Below are 15,554 nucleotides of genomic sequence, written 5' to 3' on the forward strand. Positions count from 1 at the left end.
ACGACATGGAGTTCTTCATCGACACCGCGGACATCGAGGCAATCAGGGAGCTGTGCTCCTTTCTCCCCATCGATGGCGTGACCACAAACCCCACCATCATCACCAAGTCCGGCAAGGCGCCCGAGCAGGTGTTCGCCGAGCTCGAGGAGGTCCTGGACGAGGACCAGAAGATCATCGCCCAGGTGGTGGCGACCGACTACGAGGGCATCCTGGCGGAGTCGCGCAAGATCGCCTCGCTGCGCGGTGGCAAGAACGTCGTCGTCAAGATTCCCGTATCGCGGGAGGGACTGCGCGCCATCCCCGCCGTCAAGTCTGAGGGGACCTGCGTCCTGGCCACCGGCATCTACAGCCCCGACCAGGCCTTCTGGGCGGCGAAGGCCGAAGCCGACTACCTGGCGCCCTACGTCAACCGCATGTGCAACTACGGCGACGGCGTGAGCCAGGTAATCGAGCTCGTCGACACCCTGGCCACCTACGGCTTCGACGCAAAGGTCTGCGCCGCGTCGTTCAAGAACGTCGACCAAGTGCACCAGCTGCTCGCGGCGGGCACGCCCGCGATAACCGTGGCGCCCGACGTGATCCGCGCGATGGTTGACCACCCCGGCACCGCCATCGCCGTGGACGAGTTCACGAGCAACTGGCGGAAGACCTACGGAAGGTCCACGCTCGAGGCGTAGGGTCTGAGGCCGGAGGCAATGGATGCCGCTCGAGAGGTGGAAAGGACAGCATTTCGCGTGAAATGCTGTCCTTTTTCTCGCTCAACTGGGCAAACGCAAAATTTGACAGCATTCTACGCAGAATGCTGTCTTGGAGGGCCTTCGCCAAAGCAAGGTCGACTGCGGCTACCCCAGGCCCAGGCTCACAGTCCGAGCTCGCGCACCCAGGACGCGAGCTCGGCCGCAGAGGCGCCGGCGCTCAACCTGCGACCACCGCGCACCGTGGCGTCGGGCACGAGCTGCTGCATGCGCTCCGGAGCCTTGCCCAGACCACTTCCGCCGCTGGTGGCAAAGGGCACGACGGTCTTCCCGGAAAAGTCGTGAGCCTCCAGGAAGCTGTCTACGATGCGCGGCTCGACGTACCACCACACGGGGAACCCCACGAAGACGACGTCGTAGCCAGAAAGGTCGACGTCGTCGCCCGCAAGCTCGGGACGGCAGGACTCGTCCCGCATCTCGACGCTGCTGCGCGACGCCCTGTCGTTCCAGTTGAGGTCGGCGCTGCTGTAGGGTCGCGCCGGCGCGACCTCGTGCAGGTCGGCCCCCGCGGCGTCTGCCAGCGTCTTTGCCACGCGCGCAGTGGTTCCCGTGGCCGAGAAGTATGCGACCAGAACCTTTGCCATGATCCTCTCCCCCTCCATGGACGCCGGCGGACGCACCATGCGGCCAATCGGCGCCCCGCTCGTTGGGATAATCATGCGCCGACGTGGAGCCATCGTTCAATGCCCAGAATCGTCGCGCGTGGAGTCGTCCGGCATCCTTCCCAACTCGGCAAAAATTGAAATTTTGCCGAGTTGCATGTGAGCTAGCTGGGGCCTTGCAAAACGAGTCAGCAAAATTTCGAATTCTGCGGACTTCGCCGGCGCGGCACGGCAACCTCACGCGAGAGCCTGCGTACCCGGACGGCACGCGACGGCGGCACGCGGCAGTCCGGCCGCTACTCCTCCACGAGCAGGGGCTCTCCGGCCCTCTCCAGGCGACGAAGCCTGGCAAGGAGCAGCGCCGCAGCCACGACGAAGCCCACGCCGCCCAGGATGCCCGTGGGCGCCGAACCCACGAGGGGATTGCCTGCCGTCCGCGCGAAGGCATAGCTCAGGCCCGCCGTCCCGTCGAGCGAGCCGTGCGCGAGCGTCGCCGGGATGCAACTGCCCGACCTCAGCGTGAGGTAGCTCAGGAACACCCCCACCGCGGTGCAGTAGGCACAGCAGGCGACGACCGCCGCGAGCACGACGGGCCCAAGGTATCCCGCAAGCCAATAGCGCCAGGTCTTGTCGAAGCCCGCCGAAGTGAGGTGGGATGTGCCCTGGAACCCCTCTCCCGTGACGGCCCTCGTCACGATGACGGCGATCGAGGGCGCGAGCATGATCGCCCCCGTGACCAGCTTGGTGGCCATGGGCAGGTAGCTTGCCAGCGCGCTCCTGCTCATGGGGTACACCGCAAGGAACGCATACGCCCACGCGATCCCAAAAGTCACGAGCAGGAAGATGAGGATCCGCCTTCTGGTGTCACTCATTCGGGAACCAGTCACCTGCCACTCTCGCCTGGCTGCGGCTGCCGTGCCGAGGCCCGCTGGGCTGGCGGCTGCCGTGCCGAGGCCTGCTGGGCTGTGGCCTGACGGGCCGCCGGTTCGCCACCGACGTCACGCACGCTACGGACGCCGTCCTCGATCAGGCCGCCCAGGAGCTCGGCAAGCCGTTCGGGCGAGACGAGCCTTCCCCCTTCCACCCAACGGCGGAACATCACATGCGAGGCACCGCTGGCATAAGAGTTGACGAGGTCCTTCTCCTCGGGCGGAAACGACGCGAAGGGGTCGAAGCCCTCCCGGTTGCTCCGCAGGGATTGTGCCGACACGGCCTGGAAGAGGTCCGCCCAGCGCGGGTCGCAGATGAGCCGCTCGGCAAAGACGTCACGCGTGTAGAAGTCGACGAAGACCCGCGTGAGCCTCTTGTAGTCGTAGGGCACGGGCAGCTTGGAAACCTCGTCGGCGTATTGCTGGCACACCTCTGCGACCATGTCCTCATACAGCGCCTCGATGCAGCTGTAGTGCAGGTAGAAGGTCTTGCGATGTATGCCCGCGCGCTCCGACACGGATGTGACGGTCACTGCGTCGGGGCTGCCCTCCACCACAATCTGGCGAAATGCCTCCCTGATCGCGTCGCGCGTACGCCGCGAGCGCTGGCTCCTCTCGACCGCCTGATCCATGGCCCACACCCCCTCCCGGCCCATGCGACGTCCGTCATGCCACGCAAGGCACCACCTTGGGCACAAGTGGCCATTGAAGATGGGCGTGGCTGTGGCTAGCGTCTGGAACATACAGTATATCCACGTGAGCAGCGCGCCGGCACGTGGCCCGGGCCGGGAGTGGCCCCGAGCTGGCTCCCAGGAGGCACGCAGATAGGGGGACGCGACATGAAGTACCTCGACGGGGAAGAGTTCCAGAAGGCGGACGCCTTTGGCGTGGGAGAGCCCAACGACGCGTACGCGGCGTACTTCGTGGGCAACTCCTACCTCAAGCTGCTGACGGACCCGAGCAAGGTCTCGCTCGCGGTGGCAAACGTGAGCTTCGAGCCGGGCTGCCGCAACAACTGGCACGTCCACCACGCCAGCGAGGGCGGTGGGCAGATCCTCATCTGCACGGCCGGAGAGGGCTGGTACCAGGAGTGGGGCAAGGAGCCCGTGGAGCTGACGGCGGGCAGCGTGGTCTCGATCCCGCCCGAGGTGAAGCACTGGCACGGCGCCAAGAGGGACAGCTGGTTCTCTCACCTTTCCATCGGCGTGCCCGGCAAGGACGCGTCCAACGAGTGGCTCGAGCCCGTGAGCGACGAGGACTACCTGGCGCTGTAGTTGCGCCGGAGGCAGTCCGCGTCACGACATGCGATGACGCCGCAGCGGGCGATGCGGCGGCGGGGTGGGACGGTCTGCGACAAACGGCACGAACGAGTCTTTATGGCGAGAGGAGCCAACGATGGTCCTTGAAGAGAGCTTCGTCCTGAGCAACGGCGTCAGCATTCCCAAGCTGGGGCTGGGAACCTGGTTCATCGACGACGGCAAGGCACCCGAGGCGGTGCGGCAGGCCGTGCGCCTTGGGTACCGGCACTTCGACACCGCCCAGGCCTACGGCAACGAGCGGGGCGTGGGCGAGGGCGTGCGCACGGCAGGCGTCGCGCGCGAGGAGCTTTTCGTGACCACCAAGCTGGCGGCCGAGGCGAAGGACCGCGCCACTGCGGCGGCTGCCATCGACGAATCACTGCGAAAGGCAGGCCTCGACGACTTCGACCTCATGCTCATCCACAGCCCCCAGCCCTGGGCGAACTGGCGCGAGGGCAGCTACGCCGAAGGCAACCGCGAGGCCTGGGAGGCGCTGGAGGATGCGTACCGCGCGGGCAAGCTCCGTGCCATCGGCGTCGCCAACTTCGAGGAGGCGGACCTCCAGAACCTGGAGGCCGAGGACGTGCGGCCGATGGTCAACCAGCTCCTGGTCCACGTGGGCAACACCCCGGAGCAGCTCATCCGGCACTGCCGGGACAAGGGCATCCTGGTCGAGGCGTACTCTCCCGTCGCTCACGGCGCAATCCTGGACGACCCGAGGGTCGCCGGAATGGCCGAGCGCTACGGCGTGAGCGTGGCCCAGCTCTGCATCCGCTACGACCTGCAGCTGGAAACCCTCCCCCTGCCCAAGACGGCGAACCCCGACCACATGCGCCAGAACAGTGAGCTGGACTTCGAGATCTCTGACGAGGACATGGACACGCTGCGCGGCTACGACGCGGTCGACTACGGCAGCTATGCGGCGTTCCCCGTGTTCAGCGGAAAGTAGGGCGTCTGGAGCAGGGACGCGACGGGCACGCAGACGGGCGTTCGGCCCAGACGAATCGAGAAAAGGCATCAGGCGAGAGGGGCCAGGCATGGCAGTGAGACAGACGGCAGGACGCGACCAGTTGGGCGAGTTTGCCCCCAAGTTCGCGGAGCTCAACGACGACGTGCTGTTCGGCGAGGTGTGGAGCCGGGAGGAGGAGCTCTCGCTGCGCGACCGCTCGCTGGTCACCGTGGTCGCGCTCATGGCGCAGGGGCTCGTCGACTCGTCGTTCAAGTACCACCTGATGACGGCGAAGAAGAACGGCATCACCAAGGAGGAGATCGCCGAGGTCATCACCCACGCCGCCTTCTATGCCGGCTGGCCCAAGGCCTGGGCCGCCTTCAACATGGCCAAGGAGGTCTGGGAGTAGGATACGGCCGTGCCGGGCTGGGTGTGGCTGGACCGAGCCGGAAGGCGCAGCGCCGCCCAATCTTGCGATCGTGGACTGAATTGGCCCCGCACGGCGGCAAAACTGTCCACACTGGCAAGACTAAGCCTTACAGCATGAGGCTTCGGGCGAGAGTGACGCGCGTACGATGCCGGCCGTACTGTCTCACCAACGACCCACATTCACGCTCGTACCGCACGTCACGCGCCACGCCGCGCTCGTTCCCTATGCACGTAGAGCTTGCACCCGGACACATCACGCACGTCGACGCAACGCGCCCCGGGGCCGAAGCCCCGGGGCGCGGCATGTCTCACGCGACGAAGAGCATCACGGCAGCAACGCCGGCGCGCCTCTCGCCTACTCGACGTCGATCTTGTGGACCCAGTTGAACTTGTCCTCGACCTCGCCGGACTGGATGCCGGTCAGGGTCTCGCGCAGCTTCCTCATGACGGGTCCGACCTCGTCCATGCCGTAGACGACCTCACCATCGGGGCCCACGACCTTGCCCACCGGCGAGATGACGGCCGCGGTGCCGCACATGCCGCACTCGACGAACTCGCCGATCTCGTCGAAGCGCACGGGACGCTGCTCGACGGTCATGCCCAGCATGTTCTGGGCCACGTCCACCAGCGAGCGGCGCGTGATGGAGGGCAGGATCGAGTCGGTCGCAGACTGGGGAACCACCAGCGTGCCGTCCTTCTTGACGAAGAGGAAGTTGGCGCCGCCGGACTCCTCTACGAAGGTGCGGGTCTCGGGGTCGAGGAACATGTTGTCGGCGTAGCCCTCGGCATGCGCCTCGACGCTGGGATACAGCGACATGGCGTAGTTGAGGCCGGCCTTGATGTTGCCGGTACCATGGGGAGCTGCGCGGTCGTACTCCGAGACCTTGACCGCGACAGGCCTGACGCCGCCGGAGTAGTACGGGCCAACGGGGGTCACGAGGATGCGGAACTGGTACTCGTCGGCGGGCTTGACGCCGATGACGTCACCGGTGGCGATCATGAGCGGGCGCACGTACAGCGTGGCGCCAGAGCCGTAGGGCGGCACCCATGCGGCGTTGGCGCGTACGACCTTCTCGACGGCGTCGACGAAGCGGTCCTCGGGGAAGGGCGGCATCACGATGCGCCTGGCGGAACCGGCCATGCGGGCGGCGTTCTGGTCGGGACGGAAGCAGACCACGTCGCCGTTCTTGGTGGTGTACGCCTTGAGGCCCTCGAAGACCTCCTGGCAGTAATGGAAGATGCCCGCGCACTCGGAGAGCGTGATGCTGTGGTCGGTGGTAAGCGCGCCCTCGTCCCAGGCACCGTCCTTGTAGTTCGAGACGTAGCTGTAGTCCGTGGGCATGTAGCTGAAGCTGAGGTGCTCCCAGTCCAGGTCCTTCTTCTGCATGTGGCCCTCCTTGCCTTGTTTGTGGTTCGCGCGGGTGCGGCCCGGGAGCGTCCCAGGCGTCACCTCCGCCGCGATGCACAGTGTACTCTCGCCCTTGCGGGCGCCCTGAGTAGGTGACGCTCCCGAAACATGGGAGGGGCTTCTCCTCGCGTTCATCATCTGGTCAAGCATCTTGCGGACGGGTGCCGCCGGACGTCAGGACGCGGGTGGCAGGAGGCTCGGTGCGGGCTGGGCTCACCTTGGCTGTGGGGCGCGTGGCGCGGGCTGCGCTCACTTCGGCTGTGGGAGGCGCGGGCTGCGCTCACTTCGGCTGTGGGAGGCGCAGGCGGCACATCACCGGCACAGGAGGCCCGAAGTGGGTGATTTCCGTCCCCTTGAAGGCGAGAAAACCACCCACTTCGAGCGCGCGACAGCAACTCACTCACCCATTTCTCGCCTCTCGCGCGCTAACGCCGAAGTGAGTGGTTACGCCCTTCTCGCCCGCGAGAGAACCACCCACTTCGGACGTGGCGTGACGACTCGCCCGCCCACTTCGAGCATGGCACGGCAGCTCGCCCACCCACTTCGAGCCCGCCATGGTCGTCCACCAACCCACTTCGAATCCGGCGCGCGGAAGGCCCGAAGTGGGTCGCGGACCAGCAAGTAGGTCGTGGGTCAGCAGGCGAGCCGAGGCCAGTCGCTAGCCACGGGCACTCCCCCGCACGCCCCGCACGAGGACGAGGCGGTTCGCCACCATTGCCGCAAGCGCGTACGCCACGCAGACGACGGCCACGACCCCCAGCCCCCACGCGGGAAGCGCGACGAAGTCCAGCGGCTCGGCCAGAGGCGAGAGGGGCAGCCATGCACCCAGGAGCCCCACCGCGACGGCGACCAGGGTCACGCGCCAGGAGGCGCGGCTCTGGACGAAGGGCAGCCTGCGCGTGCGCATGACCTGCACGGCCAGGAGCTGCGTGACCAGGCTCTCCGTGAACCAGGCGCCCTGGAAGACCGCCACGAAGAGGGCGCGCCGTGCCGCCATCCCCGCGCCGGCCGCCGCGAGCTCCGCCCAACTGCCACCCGCGACGGCAGGGCAGACCCAGAAGAAGAGCAGGCCAAAGGTGAGAAGGTCGAACGCCGAGCTCACGGGCCCGATCCGCCTCATGTAGCCGCCCAGCGAGCCCACGTCCCAGCCGTTGGGCGCGGCCACGGACTCCTCGTCCACGTTGTCCCAGGGAATCGCCGTGCAGGCGATGTCGGAGAGCAGGTTGAGCAGGAGCATCTGGGTGGCACGCATGGGCAGGAAGGGCAGGAACAACGACGCGGCGAGCACGCTGAAGACGTTCCCGAAGTTCGAGCTAGCAGCGATGCGCACATACTTCTCCATGTTTGCGAAGGTGTGACGACCGGCCATGATGCCCCTCTCCAGCACCATGAGGTCCTTCTCGAGGAGGATAATGTCCGCCGTCTCGCGCGCGACGTCGGTCGCCCCCTCCACGCTGATGCCACAGTCGCTCTGGCGCATGGCGGGGGCGTCGTTCACGCCATCCCCCATGTAGCCCACCACGTGTCCGTTGGCACGCAGCGCGGCCACCACACGAGCCTTCTGGTCGGGCGCGAGCTTGGCGAACACGGTGACGTCCTCGGCCGCCTGCGCGAGCCGGGCGTCGTCCATGGCCTCCACGTCTGACCCCTCCAGCACGCCGCCCACGTCCAGGCCGATGGCACGGCACACGTGGACGGCGACTCGGGCGGAGTCCCCCGTGAGCACCTTGGTCCCCACGCCGTGCGAGGCCAGGGCGGCGATGGCGGTCTTGCTCGACTCCTTGGGCGGGTCGAGGAAGGCGAGGAAGCCGATGAAGCGCATGTCGCGCTCGTCCTTGGTGCTCAGGACGCGCACGCCCGCAGGCTCGGCCTTGCGCGCCACGCCGAGGACGCGCATGCCCTCGCTCGCCATGGCCGCCGCCCGCTCCATGACCTGCGTGCGCAGGTCGTCACCCAGCGCGCACGCCTCCCCGCCCAGGTCGACCTCGCTGCAGGCCGCGAGCACTTCCTCGACCGCGCCCTTGGTGATCATGTGGGTCCTGCCCCGCTCGTCCCCCACCACGACGCTCACCAGGCGACGCTCGAAGTCGAAGGGAAGCTCGTCCACCAGCGTGTAGCGCTCGGCGAGCTCGTCGGCGCTGGGCAGGTCGCGCGCACCCCACGTCATGGCGACGCCAGTCGCGACCGCGCCGGCGCCGACCTCGTCGCTCTCGCCCGCGTCCCTCGCCGCCGCGCTCAGCTCCTGAGTGCGGCGGATGATGGCGGAGTCGACGAGGTTGCGCAGGCCGGTCTCGAAGAAGCTGTTCAGGAAGGCCTCGAAGAGCACGCGGTCGTCCTCCCGGCCCAGGGCGTCGAGGTGGCGTTCCAGGACGACGCGGTTCTCGGTGAGGGTGCCCGTCTTGTCGGTGCAGAGGACGTCGATCGAACCCAGGTTCTGCACGGCGTCGAGGCGCTTCACGATGGCCTTGCCGCGGCTCAGGTCCTGAGCGCCCTTGGCCAGGCAGGCGGTCACGATCATGGGCAGCATCTCGGGCGTGAGCCCCACGGCGACGCTCGAGGCGAAGAGCAGGGCGGCGAGCCAGTCCCCCTTGGTGAGGCCGTTCGCAAGCAGAACCAGAGGGGCGATGACCAGGGTCATCCTCATGAAGAGCGCGCCAACCTCGTCAAGGCTGCGCTGGTAGGCACCCTTGGGACGCACCTCTCCAAGCGAGCTGGCAACGCGTCCGAAGGCGGTCCCCTCTCCCACGGCGACCACGACGCAGCTAGCCCCGCCCGAGATGACGGTGGACCCCATGAGGGCGACGTTGGGCAGGTCGGTGACCTCCCGGCTGGCGGCAGCGCACTCGTCCAGCGCGGCGGCGCAGCGCTCGACGGGAGCGCTCTCGCCCGTGAGGGAGGCCTGGCTGACGAAGAGGTCGCGCGCGTGGGTGAGGCGCACGTCGGCGGGGACGATGTCGCCCGCGCGCAGGTGGATGACGTCGCCCACCACGACCTGGTCGAGCGGGAGCTCGGCGCGTCCGGCGTCCGCGCGCTCGACGCAGCAGGTGGTCTGGATCGAGCGCGCCAGCGCCTCCGCGGCGTTTGCGCTGCGGCGCTCCTGCACCTCGCGCATGAGGACCGAGATGCCCACCATGACCAGGATGATGAGGGTGGTGGATGGGTCGCGCTGGCCAGGCTGGGCAAATGCGACGTCAGTCACGAACGAGACGATGGCCAGCACGACGAGGATGTCAGTGAAGGGGTCCGAGAACACGGACAGCAGACGAGAGAAGACGGACGGCCGGTCGGGCGCGCCCACCACGTTGGCGCCCCACTCGGCGCGGGACTCCTCGACCTCCTCGGGCCCGAGGCCCGCCTCATGGCTCTTGAGCTCGTCGAACGCCTGGTCGATGGACAGGGTTGCGAGGTGGCGCAGCCAGGAGAGCCTCAGCTCCCCAGCAGTGCCGACGTTGATCAGGGACATGCTATGGCCCCCTCCCTCCAGCTGGTCCCGCCTGCGTGGCGGAAACCAGGGTCAGGGGGCGCAGGCGCTCGGGCTTGCTAGCTCAGACGCGACGCGGCAAAGGCGCGAGCAGGCGCCCCCTCTCGGAAATTGCATGATCGACTGTGACCAAGACCGACGTCCATGGGGCACCTCCTTGGGGTCGGGGACTCCCGTCCCTCTCGCCTTGCCTGAAAGCCTGCCGGGCCATCCCTGGCGCAACGGCGTGTGCGGCACGCGGGTTCGCTGCGTGCCCATGCCTCGACGCATGTATACCCGAGCACGGACCATCTTGAACCCCTTCACCACCAAAGGCAAGCCCGACGGTCCATCTCGATCCGGCAGAAGGCTCGCTTTGGGCTGGCGAGAGGCACCCGCCACGAGCTTCCCGCGCAAGGACGGCGGCGCGAGCGGATGAGGTGCCACCAGAACGGCGATGTGGGTGGGCAAGATGCCACCACAAGCGGGAAGTGGGTGGTTCTCTCGCCTGGCGGAGCCTTGCAACAACCCACCTCGGCCGCGACGCGCCGGAACGGCGATGTGGGTGGGCAGACGGCCGCGCCGAGGTCGAAGTGGGTGATTCTTGCGCAGCCGAGAGGGGCGGAACCACTCACTTCGGGGCTCGCACGCCACACGGGGCTCGCACGCCATCGCGGGATGCGGAAGACATGCGAGCCCCCCGATGCCGGCGCGGCATTACGCACACGAGCCTCGGATGGTCGGCACGACGCCTCACCCCGTACCCCACGGCACCCGCGCGTTCCCATGTGTTCATCGTCTGAGCAATCCGCCACCCGCAAACCGGCGTTTCTCCCCGACAACGCGAGCGCGTTATGATGAGACTGCCGTGTCCTGCCGCGACGCGGCAAAACCGAGACCGTTCATCGTTGGAGGCCCTACATGCCCGTAACCGCGATCATCCTCGCCGCCGGCGAGGGAACGCGCATGAAGTCTCGCCATCCCAAGGTAATGCACAAGATGCTCGACCACCCCATGATCTGGTGGGCCGCCGACTCCGCCCGCAAGGCGGGGGTCGAGCGCATCGTCGTGGTCGTGGGCAACGGCGCCGACGAGGTGCGCGACTACTTCGCCCATGACGAGCTGGGCGCAAGCGTCGAGTTCGTCGAGCAGGCCGAGCGCCTGGGCACCGGCCATGCCGTCCGCGTGGCGCGCGACGCCCTCGGCGCCTTCGAGGGACCCACCGTGGTGATGTACGGCGACACCCCGCTGGTACGCCCCCAGACCATCAGGTCGCTCATCGACCAGGCGAGAGACACGCACGCCGCGTGCACCGTGCTCACCATGACGCCGGACGACCCCACGGGCTACGGCCGCATCCTGAGCGAGGACGGCCAGGTCAAGGCCATCATCGAGCACAAGGACTGCACCCCCGGGCAGCGCGAGGCCCTCAGGGAGTGCAACTCTGGCCTCTACTGCTTCTGCGGACGGCGCCTGACCCAGAACCTAGACAAGATCGGCAACGACAACGTCCAGGGCGAGTACTACATCACCGACATGGTGGGCATCTACGCCCAGATGGGCGAGCCCGTGAGCGCCGTGCACTGCGAGGACGCCGGCGAGCTCCTGGGCGTCAACAGCCGATCGCAGCTCGCCGCCGTGACCAAGATCATGCAGCGCCGCATCAACGAGGGCCTCATGGCCGCCGGCGTCACCATGATGGACCCCGAGCAGGTCTGGGTGGGACCCGAGGCGACCGTCGGCCAGGACACCGAGCTCCTGCCCCAGACCTTCGTGTGGGGAAGGAGCCACGTGGGCTCCGACTGCGTCGTGGGCCCCAACAGCCGGCTCGTCAACGCGAGCGTGGGCGACGGCTGCCTGGTGGACGAGACGATCATCGTGGACTCCGCGATCGACGACGAGGTCAAGTGTGGCCCGCGCGCCTACCTGCGCGGCGGCGCCCACTTCCACAAGGGTGCCAAGGCAGGCACCCACGTCGAGATAAAGGGCTCCGAGGTGGGCGAGAACTCGAAGGTGCCGCACCTCTCCTACATCGGTGACGCGACCCTAGGCCGCGACGTCAACATCGGCGGCGGCTCCATCACCTGCAACTACGACGGGAAGCACAAGAGCCACACCCAGATCGGAGACCACGTCTTCGTGGGCTCCGACACCATGATGGTGGCCCCCGTGACCATTGGCGACAACGCGCTCATCGGCGCGAGTTCGTGCATCACCAGAGACGTGCCGGCGGGAGCCCTCTCGCTGGAGCGCTCGAGGCAGTACGTCCAGGAGGGCTGGGCGGATCAGTACTGGGAGAGACTTGGGAAAGAGGAGTAGATGTACGAGAACCTGTGCAAGCCGCTCAACGTCGAGAAGGAGATAAAGCTCTTCTCCGGCACCGGTAACCCGGAGCTGTCGAAGCGGGTCGCCGAGATCCTGCACCTCGAACTGCAGGGCCTGCACCTGGAGAAGTTCGCAAACGGCGAGACCTACGCGCGCTTCGTGGAGTCCGTCCGCGGCGACGAGGTCTTCTTCATCCAGACCCTGGCCGGCCCCAACGTCAACGACCTGCTCATGGAGACGCTAATCGTGGCAGACGCGGCCACGCGCGCCTCCGCGGACAACTTCACCGTGGTCATCCCCCACTACGGCTACGCGCGCCAGGACCGCAAGGCCGCGCCGCGCGAGCCCATCACCGCCCGCCTGGTGGCCAACCTGCTCGAGGCCGCCGGCGTGGACCGCGTGATCACGCTTGACCTGCACTCCAACCAAATCCAGGGCTTCTTCGACATCCCCGTGACCCACCTCACCGCCCTCTACCTCTTTGGCGACTACTTCAAGGAGAAGGACTTCGACTGGGAGAACACCGTCGTGGTCTCTCCCGACATGGGCCGCGCGAAGGTCGCCAAGAAGCTCAGCGACTACCTGGGCTGCGAGGTCGCCATCGCCCACAAGAGCCGTCCCAAGCACAACGCCGCCGAGGTCATGGGCATCATCGGCAACATCAAGGGCAAGACCTGCATCATCAACGACGACATGATCGACACCGCGGGCACCCTGGTGGGCTCCATCAACAAGCTCAAGGAGATGGGCGCGGGCGACATCTACATCAGCGCCACCCACGGCATCTTCTCGGGCCAGGCCATCGAGCGCATCGAGGGCGCACCCATCGTGGAGTGCGTTGTGTCCGACGCCATCCCCTGCGCCGTGGCCAACCAGCCCGGCTCCAAGATCAAGACCGTGTCCGTCGCGCAGGAGCTGGCCGACGCGATCTACGCCGTGTACGTGAACACCCCCGTGTCCGGCGTGTTTGGCGGCAACTCCGAGATGTAGCGCTGCCAGAAGCGCAAACCACCGGCAGCGAGCATGGGCAACATGCGCCCTGTAGCTTGCTTCGGTTCCTGAGCTCGACCCCTTGGGCGCCCCGGCTTCGGCCGGAGCGCCCTTCTTCTCTGGGAAGTGGGGCGAGGGCGCGCGGCGATGGGCTGCGGCGTGCAGGCGAGAGCGGCCTGCGTCCGCGCCCGTGGGGCTAAGGCTCCTGCACCGCCTCCCAGACGGCGGTCGAGACGCGCGCCATGAGGGCGTCCGCCTGGCCCTGGTCCATCCCCGTGGTCATGACGACGAGCACGTAGGGGTGGTCTCCCGGGACGATGCCGCCGTCGTGGCGCACGCCGTCCAAGCTCCCCGTCTTGTGCGCGAACGCGACCCCATCCGGCAGTCCCTGCGCCAGGCCTCGCGTGTCCGCCTGGTCCTCGAGCCAGCCCAAGGCACGCTCGGAGGCCTCGGGGCTCACGAGCTCCCCGCGCGCCACCATGAGCAGCAGCCTCGCCTGGTCGCTCGCGCTCGTGTAGTTCTCGCGCCCGGAGGCGGCCGCAACCGTGTCCATCATCTTGCGGCAGAGGCTCGTGTCGGCAAGCCCAAGCCGCTGGCACTCCTCGTTCACCGCATCCATGCCCAGGGCGTCGATGAGCAGGTTGGTGGCCATGTTGTCGCTCTGTCCGACCATGTATGCCGCAAGCTGCCCATAGCTGAGCCAGGTGCCCGCGCGCATGCCCTGCACCACGCCCGAGCCTGCCACGCGGTCCTGACCGCGCAGGATGGTGCCGTCCGCAAGCGAGATGCGGCCGTCCTGGGCCTCCTGCAAGAGCGTCGCCATCACCACAGTCTTGATCATGCTGGCCGAGGGGACGCGCTCCTCTCCCCCAAGGGAGAATCCCGTGGTGCTGCCATCCACCGACTCGTAGGCGACGTAGGCGCTTCCGGAGTGGCCGGCGAGCGCCGCCTCGACCGCCGCCTGGATGGGGGCTGAGTCCCGCGGCCACGTGTCCGACGAGGAGTCGCCCGGGGACGCGTCGCTCACCGTGGGCCACGCCGTCTTCTGCCCCGCCGTGGCCTGGTCCGACGCGCCAGGCTGGCTTGCCTGGCCTTCCGCCGCGCCCGGGCCACTCACGACCCGAGGCGAGCAGGCGCCCAGGAGGCAGGGGGCGACTGCCGCGAGGGTGGCGAGGGCGACAAGGGCTATTCTGGAATGGAGCATGTTCACGCCTCACGTACGCAGGTCTTTGACGTTCGGGCGCCTCGAGGCGCGGACGGGTCGGACGATAGCCCAGCCAACTATGGTACCTGCCATGAAGCCTTGCCCACGCGAGCTCACGGAGGAAGCGATGGCCGGAAACAACTTTTGCGTCAACTGCGGGGCTCCCCTCCAGGAGGGCGCCCGCTTCTGCACCAACTGCGGAGCGCCCGTGCAGGCCCTCGTCGACGGCGGCGCGACCGAGCCCACGAGTGACGCTTCGGCAACGGAGCCCCAGCCCGACCAGACGCAGCGGCTCGCGGCACCCGGGGAGGCCGCTCCCATGCAGCCTGCGGGAGCCCAGCCCTACGTGCCCGTGAGGCCCGGCAGTCCCCATCCCCAGGCTGCGTTTGCGCAGGCTCCCTATGCACGGGCGACCTCCGCCGTCGCAGGCGGCGACAACCGCCACAGGACCATCGCCGTCGTCGTGGCGGCGCTGGCGGCCCTCGCCCTCGTGGCCGCACTCGCCCACGCGTGGCTGTCGGGCACGGGCACGGGCGGCAACGATGGGCAACCCCAGCAGGGCCAGCAACAGGGTGACTCCGATGGCGAGGCAAACGGCGACGCCTCGAGGAAGCAGGAGGACGACAAGGCGGGGGCCGAGGCAGAGGCCAAGAAGAAGGAAGAGGAGGCCGAGGCCCAGGAGGAGAAGGCCAAGAAGGAGTCCCTCGACCAGCAGGACAGCGCCTTCCACGACTCCCTGGTCTCGTACTACAACGTGCTCTCCGACTACGACGCGCGCGTGCGTGACGCGGCCTCGAACTTCAACGCGTCGTTCCTCTCCAAGGACATGGACCTCAGGCGCAGCCTTGCCAGCAGCTGCTCCAGCCTCAAGGTCGAGCTCCAAGGCAAGGTGGACTCCCTGGGCAAGATGACGGCACCGGAGGGGTCCGCGTGGACCACGCAGCTCTCGCAGATCCGCCAGTGCTACCAGGACCACCTGAGCCGTGTCACGGTGATGGACTCCGCCTGGCAGGTTGACCTGCGCTACCCGGACCCGGAGCCCCACCAGTCAGAGATCTTGGGACCGATCTCTGCCGGGAACCTGGACGGCTCCAACAAGAACGCAGCGCTGGACGACTACGAGAAGCTGTACCCACAGATCACGCTGTAGGAGCGTAGGCGCAGGCGATGGCGCTGGACCCGGGCGCGCATGGTTCGACGTTCAC

General features: G+C 67.7%; 13 protein-coding genes. 7 read left to right on the plus strand and 6 right to left on the minus strand.

The annotated features are described in order from the left end of the window. Nucleotides 1–5 precede the first annotated feature (5 nt). Nucleotides 6–677 carry a transaldolase family protein gene (locus ACMPH2_RS01100; RefSeq protein ID WP_062531671.1) on the plus strand — a complete coding sequence of 224 codons (672 nt, stop codon included), beginning with the start codon at nucleotides 6–8 and terminating at the stop codon, nucleotides 675–677. A 182-nt stretch (nucleotides 678–859) separates the two neighbouring features. On the opposite strand, the gene ACMPH2_RS01105 is transcribed toward ACMPH2_RS01100, so the two are convergent. The 3 genes from ACMPH2_RS01105 to ACMPH2_RS01115 form a co-directional block, all read right to left on the minus strand. Then, nucleotides 860–1,339 (minus strand): flavodoxin, encoded by a 480-nt coding sequence (locus ACMPH2_RS01105; protein WP_062531670.1) that lies wholly within the window; start codon nucleotides 1,337–1,339, stop codon nucleotides 860–862. Nucleotides 1,340–1,653: 314 nt separating this feature from the next. Beyond that, nucleotides 1,654–2,229, minus strand: coding sequence for a hypothetical protein (locus ACMPH2_RS01110; protein WP_417118383.1), 576 nt, complete (start codon nucleotides 2,227–2,229; stop codon nucleotides 1,654–1,656). 11 nt (nucleotides 2,230–2,240) lie between these two features. Then, a complete protein-coding gene (locus tag ACMPH2_RS01115; RefSeq protein WP_417118384.1) occupies nucleotides 2,241–2,918 on the minus strand; it encodes a TetR/AcrR family transcriptional regulator in 678 nt (225 codons plus the stop codon). 207 nt (nucleotides 2,919–3,125) lie between these two features. Between ACMPH2_RS01115 and ACMPH2_RS01120 the strand changes: the two genes are divergently transcribed. From ACMPH2_RS01120 to ACMPH2_RS01130, 3 genes are all read left to right on the plus strand, one after another. Further along, nucleotides 3,126–3,560, plus strand: a complete 435-nt coding sequence (locus ACMPH2_RS01120; protein ID WP_417118385.1) for a cupin domain-containing protein — start codon at nucleotides 3,126–3,128, stop codon at nucleotides 3,558–3,560. 121 nt (nucleotides 3,561–3,681) lie between these two features. Continuing rightward, nucleotides 3,682–4,533 (plus strand): aldo/keto reductase, encoded by an 852-nt coding sequence (locus ACMPH2_RS01125; protein WP_417118386.1) that lies wholly within the window; start codon nucleotides 3,682–3,684, stop codon nucleotides 4,531–4,533. Between the two features lie 88 nt (nucleotides 4,534–4,621). After that, complete coding sequence (locus ACMPH2_RS01130; protein ID WP_009278484.1) at nucleotides 4,622–4,942, plus strand: carboxymuconolactone decarboxylase family protein; 321 nt, start codon at nucleotides 4,622–4,624, stop codon at nucleotides 4,940–4,942. 375 nt (nucleotides 4,943–5,317) lie between these two features. Here the strand turns inward: ACMPH2_RS01130 and ACMPH2_RS01135 are convergent, their stop codons facing one another. After that, nucleotides 5,318–6,520 (minus strand): branched-chain amino acid aminotransferase, encoded by a 1,203-nt coding sequence (locus tag ACMPH2_RS01135; RefSeq protein ID WP_314639991.1) that lies wholly within the window; start codon nucleotides 6,518–6,520, stop codon nucleotides 5,318–5,320. A 508-nt stretch (nucleotides 6,521–7,028) separates the two neighbouring features. Beyond that, nucleotides 7,029–9,833: a magnesium-translocating P-type ATPase gene (locus ACMPH2_RS01140; protein WP_417118387.1), complete on the minus strand. Its 2,805-nt coding sequence runs from the start codon at nucleotides 9,831–9,833 to the stop codon at nucleotides 7,029–7,031. Nucleotides 9,834–10,751: 918 nt separating this feature from the next. On the opposite strand from ACMPH2_RS01140, the gene glmU reads away from it, so the two are divergent. Then, nucleotides 10,752–12,149, plus strand: a complete 1,398-nt coding sequence (glmU, locus tag ACMPH2_RS01145; RefSeq protein WP_009278481.1) for a bifunctional UDP-N-acetylglucosamine diphosphorylase/glucosamine-1-phosphate N-acetyltransferase GlmU — start codon at nucleotides 10,752–10,754, stop codon at nucleotides 12,147–12,149. Further along, nucleotides 12,150–13,145 carry a ribose-phosphate diphosphokinase gene (locus tag ACMPH2_RS01150; protein ID WP_417118388.1) on the plus strand — a complete coding sequence of 332 codons (996 nt, stop codon included), beginning with the start codon at nucleotides 12,150–12,152 and terminating at the stop codon, nucleotides 13,143–13,145. It abuts the gene before it with no gap. A 196-nt stretch (nucleotides 13,146–13,341) separates the two neighbouring features. On the opposite strand, the gene ACMPH2_RS01155 is transcribed toward ACMPH2_RS01150, so the two are convergent. Further along, a complete protein-coding gene (locus ACMPH2_RS01155) occupies nucleotides 13,342–14,349 on the minus strand; it encodes a serine hydrolase (protein ID WP_417118389.1) in 1,008 nt (335 codons plus the stop codon). A 127-nt stretch (nucleotides 14,350–14,476) separates the two neighbouring features. Between ACMPH2_RS01155 and ACMPH2_RS01160 the strand changes: the two genes are divergently transcribed. Then, nucleotides 14,477–15,499 (plus strand): zinc ribbon domain-containing protein, encoded by a 1,023-nt coding sequence (locus tag ACMPH2_RS01160; protein WP_417118390.1) that lies wholly within the window; start codon nucleotides 14,477–14,479, stop codon nucleotides 15,497–15,499. Nucleotides 15,500–15,554 lie beyond the last annotated feature (55 nt).

This window comes from Olsenella phocaeensis, from assembly GCF_048189965.1.
Taxonomy (GTDB): domain Bacteria; phylum Actinomycetota; class Coriobacteriia; order Coriobacteriales; family Atopobiaceae; genus Olsenella_I; species Olsenella_I phocaeensis.

Coding starts and splice junctions, on each gene's coding strand:
- ACMPH2_RS01110 (WP_417118383.1), bottom strand. CDS start 2,229: ATGAGTGACACCAGAAGGCGGATCCTCATCTTCCTGCTCGTGACTTTT.
- ACMPH2_RS01135 (WP_314639991.1), bottom strand. CDS start 6,520: ATGCTTGACCAGATGATGAACGCGAGGAGAAGCCCCTCCCATGTTTCG.
- ACMPH2_RS01150 (WP_417118388.1), top strand. CDS start 12,150: ATGTACGAGAACCTGTGCAAGCCGCTCAACGTCGAGAAGGAGATAAAG.
- ACMPH2_RS01140 (WP_417118387.1), bottom strand. CDS start 9,833: ATGTCCCTGATCAACGTCGGCACTGCTGGGGAGCTGAGGCTCTCCTGG.
- ACMPH2_RS01115 (WP_417118384.1), bottom strand. CDS start 2,918: ATGGATCAGGCGGTCGAGAGGAGCCAGCGCTCGCGGCGTACGCGCGAC.
- ACMPH2_RS01100 (WP_062531671.1), top strand. CDS start 6: ATGGAGTTCTTCATCGACACCGCGGACATCGAGGCAATCAGGGAGCTG.
- ACMPH2_RS01125 (WP_417118386.1), top strand. CDS start 3,682: ATGGTCCTTGAAGAGAGCTTCGTCCTGAGCAACGGCGTCAGCATTCCC.
- ACMPH2_RS01120 (WP_417118385.1), top strand. CDS start 3,126: ATGAAGTACCTCGACGGGGAAGAGTTCCAGAAGGCGGACGCCTTTGGC.
- ACMPH2_RS01155 (WP_417118389.1), bottom strand. CDS start 14,349: ATGCTCCATTCCAGAATAGCCCTTGTCGCCCTCGCCACCCTCGCGGCA.
- ACMPH2_RS01130 (WP_009278484.1), top strand. CDS start 4,622: ATGGCAGTGAGACAGACGGCAGGACGCGACCAGTTGGGCGAGTTTGCC.
- ACMPH2_RS01160 (WP_417118390.1), top strand. CDS start 14,477: ATGGCCGGAAACAACTTTTGCGTCAACTGCGGGGCTCCCCTCCAGGAG.
- ACMPH2_RS01105 (WP_062531670.1), bottom strand. CDS start 1,339: ATGGCAAAGGTTCTGGTCGCATACTTCTCGGCCACGGGAACCACTGCG.
- glmU (WP_009278481.1), top strand. CDS start 10,752: ATGCCCGTAACCGCGATCATCCTCGCCGCCGGCGAGGGAACGCGCATG.